Below are 18168 nucleotides of genomic sequence, written 5' to 3'. Positions count from 1 at the left end.
TTCCATAACCTGAACAGACTGGACCACCAACATGCGCACCATAGCCCTTATTGCGGCTTTTGCCCTGACCTCGACTGCGGCAGCCGCCGCCACCTGCGGCAATGACGCCAGCGGTTTCAACAGCTGGAAACAGCAATTCGCCCAAGAAGCGACCGCCGCTGGCATCGGCCAGCGCGGGCTCGCGGCGCTGGCCAACACCAGCTATGCGCAGCGCACGATCAATGCGGACCGCAACCAGAAATCGTTCCGCTACAGCCTGGACGAATTCATGCGCATCCGTGGTGCGGACACCATCGTGGCGCAGGGTCGTCGCAAGATCGCGAACAACCCGACGTTCTATGCCAACCTCGAGGCGCGCTATGGCGTGCCGGCCGGCGTGATCGTCGCGATCCACGGCATGGAAACCGCATTCGGCAATTTCATGGGTGACAGCAATGTGCTGAGCGCGATCACGACCTTGGCCTATGACTGCCGCAGGTCGGATTTTTTCACACCGCACGCGTTGGCCGCCCTGCAATTGGTGGATCAAGGTTCGATTAGTGCAAATACGATCGGCGCAATGCACGGCGAATTGGGCCATACGCAGTTTCTGCCAGCCAACGTGATTCGCTACGGTGTGGACGGGGATGGCAACGGTGTGGTCGATCTGACCAACCAGACCGACGCGCTGTATTCCACCGCGAATTTCCTGCGCCAAAAAGGCTGGCAACCCGGTCAGGGCTATCAGGAAGGCGAGCGCAACTACGCCGTAATCCAGCAATGGAACGCGGCTGGCGTCTATCAAAAGGCCATTGCCATCATGGCCGCACGGATCGCGGGTTGACCTCGACCGTCCACGATATGGAAACAATTTTGCCTTGATTTGGTCAAGCGCGGTTGCGAGGGTCCGTCGAGGGGCCTCGCAACCGCGGGCCGAACAACAAGCGACAAGAGGCAAAAATGGCGAGTGACAACGCTCCGAAAACCGATGCAGAGGCAACCGCTCAAAAGCCGGGCACCCTGCCCAGCAAGTCGCGCTACAAGTCAGGCAACCCGTTCGAGATGCCGCAGCGGCATGATGCGAACCACCTGCTGAAGCTGTTCAAGAACCGGCGCGACACCATCCGCAAGGAAAAACTCGACCCCGAGACCGCGACCTTTGACGACGGGTTGGAGGATTATGTCTGCACCGATGCGGACAAACCCGGCAAGACGTTGCAGCGGTTCCGTGATTTCGCCCTGCCCTATACGGCGATCTATCAAGGTCAGGTGATGCAGGACCTGTGGTGCCTGTTTGAACTGGACGGCAAGCGCGAAGGTTATTTCGTTGATTTCGGTGCCACCAATGGCACGACGATGAGCAACTCGATGATCCTCGAACGGAATTTCGACTGGAAAGGCATCGTCGCCGAACCAAACCCGATCTTTCACGAAAATCTGGCGCGTGCGCGCGAATGTCATATCAGCCACAAATGCGTGCATTCCAGCACGGGCGACACGATGGAATTCCTGATGGCGGCGCGGCCGATGTTTTCACGCCTTGCCGATGCGTCCGACGGTCTGGAATTCGAAGAAGGCGGCGTCGAGGAACGGATCAAGGTCGAAACGATCACGCTGAACGACCTGCTGGACGAATATGACGCGCCCGACGTCATCGATTTCATTTCCATCGACACCGAAGGGTCGGAAATGGACATCATGGAAAAATTCGATTTCGGACCGCGTCACGTGCGTCTGTTCGCGATCGAGCATAACCACGAGGAACGGCGCGACCACATCCTCGAACTGATGACATCAAAGGGATACGTGCGGCGCCTGCCCGAACTGTCGAAATTCGACGACTGGTACATCCACGAAAGCGATATCCGCGACTGACCAGAGTGGGTGGCGGATCGTCTGGTCCGCCGCCTAGCTGCGCCGCAGGCGCAACACCACGTCCACGGCGACCACATGCGTGCCTTCGGGCGCGGCAGGCAGATTGCGGATATCCAGCGACTCGCGCGGGGCGTCGGTCAGTTCGGCGGAATCTTCCCAGAAAAAATGCGGATGGTCGCACAGATCGGTGTCAAAATAGCTCTTGGCACCGTCAACGACGATTTCGCGCAACAGGCCCGCATCGCAAAACGCGCGCAGCGTGTTGTAAACGGTCGCCAGCGATACCTTGCCGTCGGCGGCGCTTGCGGCCTCGAACAATGTTTCGGCGGTGACATGACGATCACGGCCGTCGCCCATCAACAGGGCAGCCAGTGTGACACGCTGACGTGTGGGGCGCACATTGGACTGCGACAGCCATTGTGTTGCACGTTCCGCGTGGACGGGGGTGATATCGGGAAAACCTGCCATAGGGACGTTATATGGGAACGCGGTGCCGCTATTCAATGACTTTTCCACCCTGCCGCGGCCCCGTTGACTTGCACGGTGCAAAGCCGGAGTGATAGGTCTGCTCACGTATCTGTAACACAAAGAAACATTGCAAAGGACGCCCATGGCCGATTTTCCCTCATCCTTCGACCGCGACGCTCTTTTGAAATGTGCGCGGGGCGAATTGTTCGGCCCCGGCAATGCCCAGCTGCCGGCACCGCCGATGCTGATGATGGACCGCATCACCGACATCTCCGGGGACGGCGGTGCCCACGGCAAGGGACACGTGGTCGCTGAATTCGACATCACACCCGACCTGTGGTTTTTCGACTGCCACTTTCCGGGCAATCCGATCATGCCCGGCTGTCTGGGTCTGGATGGTCTGTGGCAACTGACGGGTTTCAACCTGGGCTGGCGCGGCTGGCAGGGGCGCGGCTATGCGCTGGGTGTGGGCGAGGTCAAACTGACCGGCATGGTGCGTCCTGACCGCAAGATGCTGACCTACAAGATCGATTTCACCAAGGCGATCCAGACCCGTCGCCTGACCATGGGTGTGGCCGACGGCATCGTCGAAGCGGACGGCGAGGTCATCTACATGGTCAAGGACATGAAGGTCGCCCTGTCCGAAAGCTAAGATGTCGCAGGACCCTGCGGGCGTGTCTTGCGTTTAGGACATATGAACGCTGACACCCGCCGCCTGACACTTGCCCTGATGTTCGGTGCCGTTTGCCATGGCAGTTTTGCCATCGGCGTCGGCCTGATGATGTATCATCTGTTTTTCGGACTGTCGCACGGCTGGGGCGCGGTGCCCTGGCCCTATGCAGGCTTTGCCAACCTTGTGTTGTTGCTGCAATTCCCGGTCATCCATTCGTTGTTGTTGACCGGCAAGGGCCGCGAGATTCTGGCGTTACTCGGGCCGGACAAGCGGCTGTCGACTACGCTGTTCGCAATGATCGCGGCGATCCAGCTTGCGCTTCTCTTTGCGTTCTGGACGCCCAGCGGGATCATTCTGTGGCAGGCGACGGGCGTGGCGTTCTGGCTGATGTGCACGCTGTACGCCGCATCATGGGGGTTCCTGATGCTGGCGATCGTGCAAAGCGGTTTTCAGCTACAATCGGGGATGCTGGGCTGGTTTGCGATGGCGCGTGGGCGTGACCCGAAATTTCCCGATATGCCGACGCGCGGTCTGTACCGGATCATCCGCCAGCCGATCTATGCAGGCTTTGCCCTGACACTGTGGACCATGCCCACCTATACGCCCGACCAGCTGGTGCTGGCCGTGATCTGGACCGGCTATTGCGTGATCGGCCCCCTGCACAAGGAAAAGCGGTTCTCCAACATCTATGGCGACCGGTTCCGCAATTTCCAGAAACGCGTCCCCTATTGGCTGCCCTTTCCCAGAAAGTCCCGAGATGACAAAGCGTAACGACCAGACGATCTATGACAGCCACGCCGCCCAGTGGTGGTCCGACGAAATCCGCTGGGTGCGGACGCTGAAAAACATGGTGCCGGGGCGGCTGTCGTATTTCGACCGCTATGTGGACTGGCAGGGCAAGGCGGTGCTCGATTTGGGCTGTGCCGGTGGGTTTTTGGCCGAGGCGCTGGATGACCGCGGTGCCATCGTGACCGGGATCGATCCGGCCGAACAGGCGATTGGTGCCGCACGCGACCATGCAGCGGCCGGCGGGCGGCAGATCACCTATGACGTCGGTGTGGGCGAGGCCCTGCCCTATCCCGACGCAAGCTTTGACGCGGTGGCCTGTGTGGACGTGCTGGAACATGTCAGCGACCTGCAACAGGTGTTGTGCGAGGTGGCCCGCGTGCTGAAACCCGGCGGGGTGTTCTGCTATGATACGATCAACCGTAACCCGATTGCACATCTGGCCGTCGTGATCATGGCAGAGGACGTGCTGCGGTTGTTACCAAAAGGCACGCATGACCCCGCCATGTTCATCAAACCGGCGGAATTACATGCGGCGATGAAAACAGCAGGTCTGACGCGCAAGGCCGAGACGGGACTGGGTCCGCGCGGCGTCAACCGCAGGCTGGACCCGGTGTTCGGCACGCTGCCGCTGAAAACGATGATCTACATGGGTGTTGCCGACAAAGCATGATCGGCCCGCCTTTGTGGTTGCCCCTTCTCCCACCTGTCTCTTAAACAGGGGGCAATAACCGGAGGAGAGCACTCATGCGTCGTGTCGTCATCACAGGTCTGGGCATCGTGTCCCCGATCGGAAACAACGCCCAGGAAGTCATGCAAAGCCTCAAGGCAGGCAAATCCGGTATCGAGGCCAGCCCCGAGATGGCCGAACACGGATTTCGCAGCCAGATCGCGGGCACGCTGAAACTGAACGTGGCCGACCACGTGGACAAGCGCACGCTGCGTTTCATGGGGCCGGGTGCCGCCTATGCCCATATCGCGATGGGTCAGGCGATTGCGGATGCGGGCCTGTCGGACGATCAGGTGGTGAACCCGATGACCGGCGTGATCGCGGGATCGGGCGGGCCATCGACCAGTGCGATGCTGGCCGCGCATCAGACCGTGCTGAACACGGGTGCCACGAAACGGATCGGGCCATTCGCCGTGCCCAAGACCATGTCATCGACGGTCAGCGCCAACCTTGCGACGGCCTATCAGATCAAGGGCATGAATTTCTCCATCACCTCGGCCTGTTCGACGTCCCTGCATTGCATCGGGATGGCCGCACAGCAGGTCGCACTTGGCACGCAAGACATCATGTTTGCGGGCGGCGGCGAAGAGCTGGACTGGACGCTGTCATGCCTGTTCGATGCGATGGGGGCCATGTCGTCGAAATACAATGACACCCCGGAAAAGGCGTCGCGTGCCTTTGATGCCGACCGCGACGGTTTCGTGATCGCCGGTGGCGGTGCCATGGTCGTGCTGGAAACACTGGATTCTGCGCAGGCGCGCGGTGCGAAAATCTATGCCGAGGTCACGGGCTTTGCCGCGACATCGGACGGGGCGGACATGGTGGCCCCCAGCGGCGAGGGCGGCGAACGCGCCATGCGCGGTGCGCTGAAAACCCTGCCAGAGGGACGCAAGATCAGCTATATCAACGCGCATGGCACCAGTACGCCGGTCGGTGACGTGGGCGAGATCGAGGCGGTGCGCCGCGTTTTTGGCGAGGGCAGCACGCCGCCGGTCAGTTCGACCAAATCCATGACGGGCCACAGCCAGGGGGCGACCGGCGCCCAAGAGGCTGTCTATTGCCTGCTGATGTTGCAGGACGATTTCATCGCGCCCTCGATCAACGTCGAAAACCTTGATCCGGCGCTGAAGGCGTCTGAAATTGCGACGACCCGCGTGGACAATGCCGGGCTGGACACGGTGATGACGAACTCATTCGGGTTCGGCGGCACCAACGGGTCGATGCTGCTGTCGAAATTCAAGGGGTAAGCCGATGATCGGGATGCAGGGCAAACGCGGGCTTGTCATGGGGGTCGCCAATGAACGGTCGATCGCCTGGGGCATTGCCAAGGCAATGGCGGACGCAGGTGCGGAACTGGCGTTCACCTATCAGGGCGAGGCATTCGGCAAACGTCTGGAACCACTGGCGGCCAGTGTCGGATCGAACCTGATGGTCGATGTCGATGTCACGAACGAAGACAGCATGGATGCCGCGTTCCAGATGATCAAGGATCAGTGGGGCAGCCTCGATTTCGTGGTGCATGCCATCGCCTATTCCGACAAATCGGAACTGACGGGCCGGTTCATCAACACCAGCCGCGCGAATTTCAAGAATTCGCTGACGATCTCGTGCTATTCGTTCATCGACGTGGCGAAACGGGCGTCTGAACTGATGCCCGATGGCGGTTCACTGATGACGCTAACCTATCAGGGCAGCAACGCCGTGACCCCGAACTACAACGTGATGGGCGTGGCCAAGGCGGCGCTGGAATCGGCGGTCCGCTATCTGGCCAATGATCTGGGACCGGACGGCATTCGCGTCAATGCGATCAGTCCCGGTCCGATGAAAACGCTGGCCGGTGCCGCAATCGGCGGCGCGCGCAAGACCTACAAGCATACGGGTGAAAACGCGCCGCTGCGGTCGAATGCCACGCTCGAGGCCGTTGGCGGGACTGCCGTTTATCTGGCGTCGGATGCGGGCGCATTCACGACGGGCGAAATCATTCGCGTCGATGGCGGCTATCATGTCCTCGGGATGCCACAGGGCGAAAACCTGTAGGCGGTCAGGGCCGGGTCATCCCCGGCCCTGCTGCGTGATCAGGCAGGGACCACGTCGACCAGTTTCACGTCGAACGTCAAATCCTTGCCAGCCAGCGGGTGGTTGGCGTCCAGCGTGACGGTATCGTCGGTCAGACCCACGACAGTGACGGGCACAGCCTGCCCTGTGGGTGTCTGCATCTGCAGTTGCAGACCTTCTTCCAGCGGGATTTCAGCGGGGATATCCGCGCGCGGCACGTCCTGACGGGCCTCGGGGTTGACCGGGCCGTAGGCCTGATCGGATGGGATTTCGACCTTTTTCTCGTCGCCGACGCTCATGCCGGGCATTGCCACATCCAGACCAGGGATGATCTGGCCAGAGCCTACGGCGAATTCCAGCGGTTCGCGACCTTCGGAGCTGTCGAACACGGTGCCGTCCGACAGGGTGCCTGTGTAGTGGATCTTGACCGTGTCGCCTGATTTCACTTGCGTCATATCATACCTCATAAATTTAAAGTCCCGACGTGGGTAACGAAGGCGGCCATGGGATGCAAACGGGTTTCCCTTTGGCCAAACACCGTGCCAATGTCGCGCTCAGGACGCAGTAACGGGACCCTCGCCATGCCATTTTTCGTAGCCGCCGACGGCACGCAGATCTATTTCGAAGAGGCCGGCACAGGCACCCCGGTCATCGCCCTGCCCGGCCTGACGCGCAACACGACGGATTTCGATCATGTCGCCCCCCATCTGGATTGCCGCCTGATCCGGCTGGACTACCGGGGACGCGGGCAATCCGACTGGGCCGCACCCGAAACCTATACCGTCCCGGTCGAGGCATCGGACGTGCTTGCGCTGATGGACCACCTGTCACTGCCCAAGGCCGCGTTTCTGGGCACGTCGCGCGGGGGCATGATCGCCATGTTCCTTGCCGCAACCGCCAAGGATCGCGTCCTGGGGATCGCCTTGAACGACATCGGACCCGAGATCGCCAAAACCGGCCTGAGCGTGATCCGCGCCTATGTAGGTCAGCGGCCCACGCAAAAAACCTATGCAGAGGCGGCTGCCCTGCGCGCCACCCTGCCGGGGTTTGCAAATGTGCCGATGGACCGCTGGCTGGCCGAGGTGCGGCAGCAATATGTGCAGACCGATGACGGCCTCGAGCTGCGCTATGATCCGGCTCTTGCCGGCACGCTGGGCGACGGGTCCGAACCCGCGCCGAACCTGTGGCTATTGTTCGATGCGATGGTAGGGCTGCCGTTGGTGATGATCCGGGGGGCGAATTCGGACCTCTTGACCACCGAAACATTTGCCGAAATGCAACGCCGCAGGCCCGATGCCATCGTGGCGAGTGTGCCGGACCGGGCGCATATCCCGTTCCTGGACGAGGACGTATCGCTGGAGGCGCTGCACCGCTGGCTGGGAGCCATGACATGAACATCGACATGATTGATGCCGCGGCAGACCGCCTGAACGGTCACGCGCGGCGCACCCCCCTGCTGTCGTCCCCGTTTCTGGACGAACTGACCGGGCGGCGCATCCTGATCAAGGCGGAGTGTCTGCAACACACCGGCAGTTTCAAGTTTCGCGGTGCCTGGTCCGCGCTGTCGGCCCTGACCGATGCCCAGCGCAGGGCGGGTGTCATCGCCTTTTCGTCGGGCAATCACGCGCAGGGCGTGGCACTGGCGGCACGGATGCACGGCGCACCTGCCGTCATCGTCATGCCATCCAATGCGCCCGCGGTGAAAATCGCGAACACGCGTGCCCTGGGGGGCGAGGTGGTCCTGTATGACCGCGAAACCGAAAGCCGTGAGGACATCGGCGCGGCCCTGGCCCAGGAGCGTGGTCTGACGCTGGTCCGCCCCTATGACGACCCGCAGGTCATCGCCGGACAAGGCACGGTGGGTCTGGAAATCGCGGCACAGGCGGCAGAGCTGGGTGTCACCGACGCCGAGGTCCTGGTGTGTTGCGGCGGCGGCGGGCTGACCGCGGGCGTGGCCCTTGCACTGGAGGCCCGTGCACCGGGAATGCGGGTCCATCCTTGCGAACCGCGAGGGTTCGACGACGTGGCGCGCAGCCTGTCCGCAGGTGCGATACAGCGCAATGCCAGCCAGACGGGATCAATCTGTGATGCCATCGTGACACCTGCGCCGGGGGATCTGACCTTTCCCATCATGCAGCGATTGTGCGGGCCGGGCTATGTCGTCAGCGACGACGATTGCCTGCAGGCGATGGCACAAGCCTTTCAACGGCTGCGGATCGTGGTTGAACCGGGCGGTGCGGCGGCCATCGCCGCGGCGCTGATCCGGTCAAAGGCCGACACGGTGATCGCCGTTGCCACGGGCGGAAACGTCGATCAGGCCATGTTCACACGCGCATTGGAGACGCTGACATGATGATTGAAAACAATGGTGTGCGCCTGAATGTGCAGGTCGACGGGGCGCAGGGCGCTGATGCTCCCACAGTGGTTTTCGCCAACTCGTTGGGCACGAACCTGCATCTGTGGGACCCGATCATGGACCTGCTGCCCGCCGGACCGCGCTACATTCGTTGGGACAAACGCGGGCACGGCGCGTCAGATGTGCCGCCCGCCCCCTACAGCATGGGCGCGCTGATCGCGGATGCAGAGGCGGTTTGCGACGCACTCGTCGTGCGCGATTGCGTCTTTGTCGGGTTGTCCGTGGGCGGCATGATCGCCCAGGGCCTTGCCGTGAAACGCATGGACATCGTGCGTGCGATGGTGCTGTCGAACACGGGGGCCAAGCTGGGCACGCCCAAGCTGTGGAATGACCGGATCGCGGCGGTGCGGTCGCAGGGCATGGCGGCGCTGGCTGACGGCATCATGGAACGCTGGTTCGGCCCGGCCTTTCGCAAATCGCCGGCCGTCGCGCCGTGGAAGGACATGCTGCTGGCCACCGACCCAGAAGGCTATGCCGGGGTCTGCAGCGCCATTGCGGGGACGGATTTCATCACGCCGACATCCGGCCTGCGCCTGCCGACCATGGGGATCGCAGGGTCTGATGACGGATCAACCCCGCCTGATCTGGTGCGCGAAACCGTGGGTCTGATCCCGGGGTCGGATTTTCACATCATCCGCCGAGCAGGCCACCTGCCCTGTGTCGAACAACCGCAGGAATACGTCGACCTGCTGACCGGGTTTCTGACCCGCACCGGCACGATCTAGGTGCGCCTGCCCGTTATCTTCATCCTTGTCACCGTCGTGATCGACGCGATGGGGATCGGGCTGATCCTGCCCGTCATGCCCGACCTGATCCAGTCGATCGAAGGGGCCGGTGTTGCGCGTGCAGCCTTGTGGGGCGGGATGCTGGCGTCGATCTTTGCAGTCATGCAGTTCCTGTTCGGCCCGCTCTTGGGCGCGCTGTCGGACCGTTGGGGCCGCAGGCCGGTGTTGCTGGTCGCACTGGCGGTGATGGCGCTGGACTATGTTCTGATGGCGGTGGCACATACAATGGCGCTGCTCGTCCTCGGGCGCATCATCGGCGGCATCACCGCGGCCACGCAATCCACCGCCGGGGCCTATATGGCCGACATCAGCAAGCCAGAGGAAAAGGCCGCCAATTTCGGTCTGATCGGTGCAGCCTTTGGCGTGGGGTTCGTGCTGGGGCCACTGATCGGCGGACTCCTTGCCGAATTCGGCACGCGCGCTCCATTCTATGCCGCGGCGGCGCTGGCGGCGCTGAATTTCGTCTTTGGCTATTTTGTCCTGCCGGAAACCGTCACCGACCGGATCCGGCGCCCGTTCAGCTGGCGCAGGGCCAATCCCGTGGGGGCATTCCGGCACATCGGTGCATTGCCCGGCGTCGGGCGGCTGTTGGTGGTGATTTTTGTCTATGGCGTCGCCTTTTATGTCTATCCGGCCGTCTGGGCCTATTTCGGCACCGAGCGCTTTGGCTGGGGGCCGGGTATGGTTGGCCTGTCGCTGGGCCTGTTCGGCATCGGCATTGCTGTCGTTCAGGGTTTCCTTGTCGGGCCAGCAATCCGGCGGTTCGGGGAACGTGGCACCGTGCTGCTGGGCCTAGGCGTCGACATCGCGGCCTTTGTGGCCCTGGGGTTCGTCAGCAACGGCTGGATCGCATTGGCATTGACGCCGTTGACGGCGATCGGGTCCATCGCCGGCCCGGCATTGCAAGGGATCATGTCGCGCAGGGCCGCCGATAACCAACAAGGCGAATTGCAGGGCGTGTTGACCAGCACCCATGCGGTCGCCACGATCATCGGACCGCTGGCGATGACCCAGACGTTCTATGCCTTCACCGTGCCGGGGGCCGCGATCTACCTGCCCGGCGCACCCTTTCTGCTCGCCGCCGGCCTCACGCTGATCTGCGTTGCCATCGTCCTTGCCACGCCGCGCGCCCGCACCAAATGAGCCTTCCAAAGGAGCCGCCCATGACCCCGATCAAAGCTGCTGTCAGCCACGCCCACAACACACCGCTTTCGGTGGAAACGGTGCACATCCGCCCGCCGGGACCGGGCGAAGTGGAGGTCACGCTCAAGGCCTGCGCGATCTGTCATTCCGACATTCACTATGCCGAAGGCGCCTGGGGTGGCACCCTGCCCGCGATCTACGGTCACGAAGCAGCGGGTCAGATCACGGCTGTCGGTGACGGGGTGCGCGGGCTGACCCTGGGTGACAGCGTCGTCGTGACATTGATCCGCGCTTGTGGATTCTGTGCCACCTGCGGGTCGGGCATGCCGGTGCTCTGCGGCACACCGCCAGCCTATCAGACCCCACTGACCACGCTGGATGGTGCGCCGATCGTGCAGGCGATGAACGCCGGGGCCTTTGCCGAACGTGTGGTCGTGGACCCCAGCCAGGTGGTCAGGATTTCCCCGGATATCGACCCCGTTGCTGCATCCCTGCTGGCCTGCGGCGTCATCACAGGCGTCGGTGCCGTGGTCAATGCAGCCAATCTGCGGGCGGGTCAGGACGTGGTGGTCATCGGCGCAGGCGGCGTCGGCCTGAACGCGATCCAGGGCGCGCGGATCGCTGGCGCACGCCGCATCGTCGCCGTCGACATGACGCCGGAGAAGCTGGCCGTTGCAAAGGAATTCGGCGCGACGGACGGTGTGCTGGCGACCGACGAAAAACCCTGGCGCGCCGCCAAAAAGGCGATGGGCAAAGGGGCCGATGCGGTCATCATCACCGTGGGTGCGATCCCGGCATTCGACACGGCGGCGCAATACCTCGGCATGGGCGGCAAGGTCATCATGGTCGGCATGCCCCATTCGGGTGCAACATCCACCTATGAACCCGTGATGTTTGCAGCCACCGGCCAAGGCATGATCGGCTCTAAAATGGGCGACGTCGTCATTGCGCGCGACATCCCCTGGATGGTTGATCTCTACGAACAAGGACGACTGAAGCTGGATGAACTCGTCAGTCAGACCTGGCCGCTGGACCAGATCAACGCGGCCATCGCCGACACCAAAACCGGATCGGCCAAGCGCAACGTGATCGTCTTTGACTGACGCTTTGCATCATCTTGCCAAAAATACTCAAGAAGGGACGCATGATGAAACTCGCTGACCTCGACATTCTCGTCACAGCACCCCCGGCCCCCGGCTGGGGGGGGCGCTACTGGATCCTGGTCAAGGTCACGACGGATACGGGCATCACCGGCTGGGGCGAATGCTATGCCAGCAGCGTCGGACCAGAGGCCATGCGCGCCGTCATCACCGATGTCTTCGCCCGGCATATGGCCGGGGAAAATCCCGAAAATATCGACCTGATGTACAGGCGGGTCTATTCCGCGGGCTTTACCCAAAGGCCTGATCTGACGGTGCTGGGCGCATGGTCGGGGCTGGAAATTGCCTGCTGGGACATCCTGGGCAAGCACCGCGACCGCCCCGTGCATGCGTTGATCGGCGGGCGCACGAACGACCGCATCCGCGCCTATACCTACCTCTATCCGCAGGCGGGGCACGCCCTGCCCGATTTCTGGTCCAGCCCGGATATGGCCGCCCAGTCCGCCACCGCCATGATCGCGGCAGGCTATACGGCGGTGAAATTTGACCCCGCCGGTCCCTATACGATCCGGGGCGGGCATATGCCGTCGATGCACGATATCTCGCTGTCGGTGGCATTCTGCCGCGCTATCCGCGAGGCCGTGGGCGACCGCGCCGACCTGCTGTTCGGCACACACGGGCAGTTTTCCACCGGGGGCGCGATCCGGCTGGGTCAGGCCATCGCCCCCTATCAGCCGCTGTGGTTCGAGGAACCGATCCCGCCCGACAACACGCACGAGATGTCCAAGGTCGCAGCCAAGGTCAGCATCCCCATTGCCACCGGCGAACGCCTGACGACCCGGTCCGAATTCGCGCCCGTGCTGCGGTCGGGGGCCGCCACGATCCTGCAACCCGCCTTGGGACGCTGCGGCGGCATCTGGGAGGCACGCAAGATCGCCGTGCTGGCAGAGGCCTATAACGCGCAGATCGCGCCGCACCTTTATGCCGGTCCGATCGAATGGGCCGCGAACATTCAACTTGCGGCTGCCATCCCGAATATCCTGATGGCCGAGACAATCGAAACGCCGTTCCATTTCGACCTGATCAAACACAGCCTGCGGGTCGAAGACGGCTATATCCCCGTGCCCACCGCCCCCGGTCTGGGGATCGAGGTGGACGAGGAGCTGGCGCGGGCCCACCCCTACACCGGCACCGCATTGCATCTGGAAATGCAACAGACCCCCGTCGGCTATCACGCAGTCAATCGGTTTGCTGGTGGTGCCCCCGGCGATTAAGGCAGACGGGTTTCCTCCGGCAGCGCGGTGGCGTATCCCTGAACCACGTTCACCCAAGGATGCCACATGGCCACGAAAACCGAACAACGCCGCGCGGACCTGCGCGACCGACTGATTGCCAGCGCGGAACGCACCATCACGACCGACGGTCTGCACGCGCTCAAGGCGCGCGCGCTGGCGCAGGATGTCGGCTGCGCCGTGGGTGCCATCTATACGGTGTTTGACGATCTGGATCAGCTGGTGCTGACGGTGAACGCGCGGACCTTTCGCCGGCTGGGGCAATTCGTACAGGACCGCACCGCGCTGGACGGCACGCCACAGGACCGGCTGGTGTCGATGGGGACCGCCTACCTGCATTTTGCCGCTGCGAATCAACCGGGCTGGCGCGCGTTGTTCGATTTGTCGATGACGGCCGACAGCCCGGTGCCAGACTGGTATCTTGCAGAACTCGGCGCCCTGTTCGCAAAAATCGCGGCCCCCCTGCGTGACCTGTTTCCCGATTGGTCGGACGCAAGGATCGATCTGATGACACGCGCCTTGTTTTCCTCGGTGCACGGCATGGTCTTGCTGGGACTGGAACGGCGCATCTCGGCCGTGCCGATGGACCATATCGAACGGATGATCGCGGTCCTGCTGCGCAATGTGACATCAGAAAAAATTTGAACGATGTTCATTTTTATTCTTGAACGACGTTCAAACTTCGCCTAACTCTATCTATGAACAACGTTCAATAATGGAGAGATCGCATGTTCAGGACTTTGACGACCCTGCTGTCCGCAAGCAACGCGCACGCAGAAACCCGGTTGCGCGATACGTTTGCGATTGAATTGATCGACCAGAACATCCGCACAGCCGAGGCCAGACTGAAGGCTGCCAAGGCGACCCTGGCCAGTCTGATCCAGCGCCAACGCATGGCCGATGCGGCACTGACACAGCTCAATGGACGCATCAGCGATCTGACCCGGCGCGCGCGGCAGGCACTGGCGGCAGGCCAGGACGCCATGGCGCAAGAGGCCGCATCTGCCATCGCGCAGATGGAAAACGAGGCGGCGCACCGGGCCCAGACCTGTGCAACGCTGGATCAGCGCGTTCTGCGGCTGCGAACCAGTGTCGAAACAGGCCACCGCCGATTGATCGACCTGCGTCAGGGTGCAGCCCAGGCCCGAGCGATCAAGAAAGAACAGGATATCCAGATGCGGCTGCACCAGCAGACCGGCGACACCGGGGCCGATGCCGCCGAGGCGCTGATCGCCCGGGTTCTGGAACAGTCAGACCCGTTCGAGAAACACGAGATCCTGCAAGAGCTGAACGCAGAACTGTCCCATGACGGGCTGACCGACCGCATGGCGGATGCGGGGTTTGGCCCGGCAGACCGCGTGACACCCGCCGCCGTGCTGGCACGCCTGACATCCAACCAAGACTAATCACCAATCAGAGGACTATCCAAAATGAACAATCGTTCCGACAACGCGCTTATCATGTTTTTCAACGGCATCGCCGTGATTGTGGCCTACGGGATGCTTGGCCTGTCGCTGTGGCTGTCACCCGATGTCCCGCTGGCGACCAAGGGATATTGGGGCATCGGCATTCTGCTGCTGACACTCGCGCTGGTGAATTTCGTCAAATACCGCTTTGACGACCGCCTGTCCGAGGATCGCATTCAGCGGCTGGAAGAGGCACGCAATGAACGCCTGCTGTCCGAATACGTCAGCGACAAGGACATCTAGGCCCGCACATCCGGGTCACACTCTGCCGTGCTGGTAGGGTGTGACCCCTTTTCAAGCTGTCTGTCACCCGCCAAGGTTCCCCGATGAAATCGCTCATGTCATTTGCCCGCGCCTTTGCCGCGAACATCGCAGGCCATGCGCTGCGCCTGTTTGCGCTGTTCGTCACCGCTGCACGTGCCGATTGGCGCGGTGTCGGCCCCGAACCGGTCCAGCGCGTCTATTACGCCAATCACACCAGCAACGGCGATCTGCCGATGATCTGGGCCGTGCTGCCCGCAGCCCTGCGCCGCCAGACACGCCCGGTCGCGGCGGCGGATTACTGGCTGAAAAACCGCCTGCGCGCCTTTTGCGGGCGCGACGTCTTTCGCGGCGTGCTGATCGACCGCCGCCCCGAGGTGAACGACAATCCGATGGACAAGATCCTGGCCGCACTCGACGAGGGATCGTCACTGATCATCTTTCCCGAAGGCAAGCGCAACATGACCGACGACCCGCTGCTGCCGTTCAAATCGGGGCTGTACAACATTGCCAAGGCCCGGCCCGATGTGGATCTGGTGCCGACCTGGGTCGCCAATCTGAACACCATCATGCCCAAGGGCGAGGTCATCCCCCTGCCCCTGATCTGCACCGTCACATTCGGCGCGCCCGTCCACGTGGCCGAGGACGAAACCCGCGAGGCATTTCTGGCACGCGCGGGACAGGCACTGGCTGACCTGCGCCCGGAGGACCCGGCATGACCCAGACCACCATGAACTTGGCCCTGTTGTCATTGGGCGTCTGCGGCATCCTGGTCGCGCTGTCGATCCTGGGCGAGGTGCTGCGCGCACGGCTACCTGCGGGTCAGGCCAACCCGGTGCTCGATACCTACCAGACCCGCGTGCAAAGCTGGTGGACCATCGTCGCACTGGTCGCCATCGCCCTGATGGCCGGGCAATTCGGGGCGGTGCTGCTGTCGTTCTTTGCGTCCTTTGCAGCCCTGCGCGAGTTTCTGACCCTGACGACCAAGGCGCGGGCAGATCACCTGTCGCTGGCGCTGGCGTTTTTTGCGGTGCTGCCGTTGCAATATCTGTTCGTCTGGATGGGCTGGCACAGCATGTTCACCGTGTTCATCCCGGTCTATGCCTTTCTGGTGCTGCCGGTGGTATCCGCCCTGCGCGGTCAACCCGCACGGTTTCTGATCCGTGTGGCCGAAACCCAATGGGCGCTGATGATCTGCGTGTTTTGCCTGTCGCACGTGCCCGCCTTGCTGTCTCTTGATATCCCGCAGATGGGCGACAGCAACGTGCTGCTGATCGCGTTCCTGATCCTTGTCGTGCAATTCGGTGACCTGCTGGAATACTGGTTCGGGCGGCGGATCGGCAAACATCGCATCGCGCCCGAACTGTCGCCCAAAACCCGCGAAGGCATGATCGCAGGCCTGCTGAGCGCTGCCGCAATCGGTGCGGCTCTGCACTGGATCACGCCCTTTGGCGTTCTGGGTGCCGCGGGGATGGCAGCCGCCGCATCGCTGTTCGGCATGATGGGGCATCTGGTCTTTGCCGCGATCAAACGCGACCGCGGCGTGCGGGACTGGTCGCATCTGATCCCCGGTCAGGGCGGTGTTCTGAACCAGCTGGATTCGGTGCTGTTTGCCGCACCGGTGTTCTATCACCTGACCCGGTATATCTGGGCGACCTAACCGTCGTATTCGGCGTCGGTCACATGATCCAGCCAATCGGCGGCTGATCCATCGACCTCTTCTTGGAGCGCGAGATGGGTCATGGAGACATCGGGGGCTGCTCCGTGCCAATGTTCCTCGCCGGCGGCGAAACGCACGATGTCGCCGGCGACCACCGTGATCACCGCACCACCCCGAACCTGCACGCGCCCGGCACCTTCGGTCACGATCAGGGTCTGGCCGACAGGATGGGTGTGCCAAGCGGTCCGCGCCTTGGGTTGAAATGTCACCTGAAGCCCTGACAGACGGCTGTCCCCCTCGGCCTGGAACATGCGACGGATGGCGACACCGCCTGTAAAATAATCCGGATTGGCGGGTGCCACATCCAGCGTTGCAACGGCATTGATCTGCATCGGAAATCCTCGGGTCATGGGCGTTCCGTCATACCCTAGCCGCAGATGTGCCACGGCCCAACAGGCATCACGCCCGCTGCCGGACGGGCCAGACCTCGCACAGACCGGCCAAGAGCACGAGCGCACCACCCGCCAGTTCCAGCGGGGCAAGCGACTCACCGGCCAAGAGGGCGGCCGAGCCCGCGCCGATCAGAACCTCTGCCATCAACAGGATACCGACGCGGGCCGGGTCCAGACGGACCGTGGCCCACATCAGACAGGCGGTGGACAACCCCCACCACAACGCCCCCGTGCCCAGCGCCAGGATGATCGTGACACCCGGAATCGGGACCGCAGGCCAAGGGGACAAAAATGGTGCCATGAGGACGGAGGCAACGGCCGCCCCCAGCGCAAAGACAAAGGCTGCTGGCGCGGGCGCAATCTGCGATGTGGTGCGCATTCCCGTCGTCGCCAGCGACCACAATACCCCCGCAGCCAGCGCCATCCATTCACCGATACCGCGCGGCATAGGCCATTGCCCGTCGGCGCTGAGCATTATGCACAACCCGCCAAGCCCCAGGCCGATGGCCACAATGCGCAGCATCGGTGTATGCCAACCCAGCACGAAACGCGTGATCAGGACGCTCCAGACCGGGGTCAGAAAGAACAGCAAGATGATGATCGCCACGCGACCATAGTTGAAACCGATCGAATACAGCGCAAAGGCCACGCCACCCAGGCCGATCGAGACCAGCGCCAGCGGCGAGGCCCGGCGCAGGTCAGATCGCGCCCGCCAGGCCGCCGGTGTCAGCACCAGCAACGCAGAAACCGTGATCGCCAGCGTCCCCCAGGCCCCACCCAGCCCGGCATCCGACAACATCCTGACCGGCAACCAGTAAAACCCCCAGATCGCACCTGACAGAACGACGATGGCGGTAGCCCGCGCAATGTGACCAGACATGAACATTCCGGCCGGATATGCCTCACGCAGCATCAATGCAATCCATCGTGCCTTCTGCAGCCAGTGGGAGAAGTCGGTCAGGTTCGCAGTGCAAACCTAGTGATCACCTCGCCAAGCCCCGCGCAACTTGGCGATCCCGGGAGGACC

22 protein-coding genes are annotated in these 18168 nt (G+C 62.7%); 18 read left to right on the top strand and 4 right to left on the bottom strand.

Annotated features, from left to right (window positions below):
* The first annotated feature begins 31 nt into the window (after window positions 1–31).
* Together AN189_RS16050 and AN189_RS16045 are read left to right on the top strand one after the other, a co-directional pair.
* Window positions 32–823, top strand: a complete 792-nt coding sequence (locus AN189_RS16050; protein WP_056038232.1) for a lytic transglycosylase domain-containing protein — start codon at window positions 32–34, stop codon at window positions 821–823.
* A 116-nt stretch (window positions 824–939) separates the two neighbouring features.
* Window positions 940–1854, top strand: coding sequence for an FkbM family methyltransferase (locus AN189_RS16045; protein WP_090158978.1), 915 nt, complete (start codon window positions 940–942; stop codon window positions 1852–1854).
* Window positions 1855–1887: 33 nt separating this feature from the next.
* On the opposite strand, the gene irrA is transcribed toward AN189_RS16045, so the two are convergent.
* Window positions 1888–2322 carry an iron response transcriptional regulator IrrA gene (gene irrA / locus AN189_RS16040; RefSeq protein ID WP_056038227.1) on the bottom strand — a complete coding sequence of 145 codons (435 nt, stop codon included), beginning with the start codon at window positions 2320–2322 and terminating at the stop codon, window positions 1888–1890.
* A gap of 142 nt (window positions 2323–2464) precedes the next feature.
* Here irrA and fabA point away from each other — a divergent pair, with 142 nt between their 5' ends.
* The 5 genes from fabA (at window position 2465) to AN189_RS16015 (ending at window position 6548) form a co-directional block, all read left to right on the top strand.
* On the top strand, window positions 2465–2974 hold the full coding sequence (fabA, locus tag AN189_RS16035; protein WP_056038223.1) for a bifunctional 3-hydroxydecanoyl-ACP dehydratase/trans-2-decenoyl-ACP isomerase: 510 nt from the start codon (window positions 2465–2467) through the stop codon (window positions 2972–2974).
* A 42-nt stretch (window positions 2975–3016) separates the two neighbouring features.
* Entirely contained in the window at window positions 3017–3766 is a 750-nt protein-coding gene (locus AN189_RS16030; RefSeq protein WP_056038220.1) for an isoprenylcysteine carboxylmethyltransferase family protein, read from the top strand.
* Window positions 3753–4454, top strand: coding sequence for a bifunctional 2-polyprenyl-6-hydroxyphenol methylase/3-demethylubiquinol 3-O-methyltransferase UbiG (ubiG, locus tag AN189_RS16025; protein WP_056038217.1), 702 nt, complete (start codon window positions 3753–3755; stop codon window positions 4452–4454). Before AN189_RS16030 ends, ubiG begins: the two co-directional genes overlap by 14 nt.
* 74 nt (window positions 4455–4528) lie before the next feature.
* A complete protein-coding gene (gene fabB, locus AN189_RS16020; protein WP_056038214.1) occupies window positions 4529–5758 on the top strand; it encodes a beta-ketoacyl-ACP synthase I in 1230 nt (409 codons plus the stop codon).
* A gap of 4 nt (window positions 5759–5762) precedes the next feature.
* A complete protein-coding gene (locus tag AN189_RS16015; protein ID WP_056038211.1) occupies window positions 5763–6548 on the top strand; it encodes an enoyl-ACP reductase in 786 nt (261 codons plus the stop codon).
* A 38-nt stretch (window positions 6549–6586) separates the two neighbouring features.
* Here AN189_RS16015 and AN189_RS16010 read toward each other — a convergent pair whose 3' ends face one another.
* A complete protein-coding gene (locus tag AN189_RS16010; protein WP_056038207.1) occupies window positions 6587–7021 on the bottom strand; it encodes a peptidylprolyl isomerase in 435 nt (144 codons plus the stop codon).
* 126 nt (window positions 7022–7147) lie between these two features.
* On the opposite strand from AN189_RS16010, the gene AN189_RS16005 reads away from it, so the two are divergent.
* The 11 genes from AN189_RS16005 to AN189_RS15955 all read left to right on the top strand — a co-directional run bounded on the left by AN189_RS16005 (window position 7148) and on the right by AN189_RS15955 (window position 16689).
* Window positions 7148–7960 carry an alpha/beta fold hydrolase gene (locus AN189_RS16005; RefSeq protein ID WP_056038205.1) on the top strand — a complete coding sequence of 271 codons (813 nt, stop codon included), beginning with the start codon at window positions 7148–7150 and terminating at the stop codon, window positions 7958–7960.
* On the top strand, window positions 7957–8919 hold the full coding sequence (locus AN189_RS16000) for a threonine/serine dehydratase (RefSeq protein ID WP_056038202.1): 963 nt from the start codon (window positions 7957–7959) through the stop codon (window positions 8917–8919). The genes AN189_RS16005 and AN189_RS16000 overlap by 4 nt, the downstream gene beginning before the upstream one ends.
* Window positions 8916–9707, top strand: coding sequence for a 3-oxoadipate enol-lactonase (pcaD, locus tag AN189_RS15995; RefSeq protein WP_056038199.1), 792 nt, complete (start codon window positions 8916–8918; stop codon window positions 9705–9707). Before AN189_RS16000 ends, pcaD begins: the two co-directional genes overlap by 4 nt.
* A complete protein-coding gene (locus tag AN189_RS15990) occupies window positions 9708–10910 on the top strand; it encodes a TCR/Tet family MFS transporter (RefSeq protein WP_056038196.1) in 1203 nt (400 codons plus the stop codon). It begins immediately after the preceding gene.
* 20 nt (window positions 10911–10930) lie between these two features.
* Entirely contained in the window at window positions 10931–12013 is a 1083-nt protein-coding gene (locus tag AN189_RS15985; RefSeq protein WP_056038194.1) for an alcohol dehydrogenase catalytic domain-containing protein, read from the top strand.
* 44 nt (window positions 12014–12057) lie between these two features.
* Window positions 12058–13284: a mandelate racemase/muconate lactonizing enzyme family protein gene (locus AN189_RS15980; RefSeq protein WP_056038421.1), complete on the top strand. Its 1227-nt coding sequence runs from the start codon at window positions 12058–12060 to the stop codon at window positions 13282–13284.
* Between the two features lie 66 nt (window positions 13285–13350).
* Window positions 13351–13947: a TetR/AcrR family transcriptional regulator gene (locus AN189_RS15975; protein WP_056038191.1), complete on the top strand. Its 597-nt coding sequence runs from the start codon at window positions 13351–13353 to the stop codon at window positions 13945–13947.
* Window positions 13948–14030: 83 nt separating this feature from the next.
* Entirely contained in the window at window positions 14031–14708 is a 678-nt protein-coding gene (locus AN189_RS15970) for a PspA/IM30 family protein (protein ID WP_056038188.1), read from the top strand.
* A gap of 24 nt (window positions 14709–14732) precedes the next feature.
* Window positions 14733–15011, top strand: coding sequence for a hypothetical protein (locus AN189_RS15965; RefSeq protein WP_056038186.1), 279 nt, complete (start codon window positions 14733–14735; stop codon window positions 15009–15011).
* A gap of 83 nt (window positions 15012–15094) precedes the next feature.
* Window positions 15095–15748: a 1-acyl-sn-glycerol-3-phosphate acyltransferase gene (locus tag AN189_RS15960; RefSeq protein ID WP_253279656.1), complete on the top strand. Its 654-nt coding sequence runs from the start codon at window positions 15095–15097 to the stop codon at window positions 15746–15748.
* A complete protein-coding gene (locus tag AN189_RS15955; RefSeq protein ID WP_056038183.1) occupies window positions 15745–16689 on the top strand; it encodes a phosphatidate cytidylyltransferase in 945 nt (314 codons plus the stop codon). The genes AN189_RS15960 and AN189_RS15955 overlap by 4 nt, the downstream gene beginning before the upstream one ends.
* Here AN189_RS15955 and AN189_RS15950 read toward each other — a convergent pair.
* Both AN189_RS15950 and AN189_RS15945 read right to left on the bottom strand, forming a co-directional pair.
* On the bottom strand, window positions 16686–17099 hold the full coding sequence (locus AN189_RS15950; RefSeq protein ID WP_253279655.1) for a cupin domain-containing protein: 414 nt from the start codon (window positions 17097–17099) through the stop codon (window positions 16686–16688). The genes AN189_RS15955 and AN189_RS15950 overlap by 4 nt on opposite strands.
* 49 nt (window positions 17100–17148) lie before the next feature.
* Window positions 17149–18021, bottom strand: a complete 873-nt coding sequence (locus AN189_RS15945) for a DMT family transporter (RefSeq protein WP_056038414.1) — start codon at window positions 18019–18021, stop codon at window positions 17149–17151.
* Window positions 18022–18168 lie beyond the last annotated feature (147 nt).

The sequence above is a fragment of the Loktanella sp. 3ANDIMAR09 genome, from assembly GCF_001420005.1.
Classification (GTDB): Bacteria; Pseudomonadota; Alphaproteobacteria; order Rhodobacterales; family Rhodobacteraceae; genus Loktanella.
Note: the sequence above shows the minus strand (reverse complement) of the source record. Positions and strands in the feature narration are given on the sequence as shown.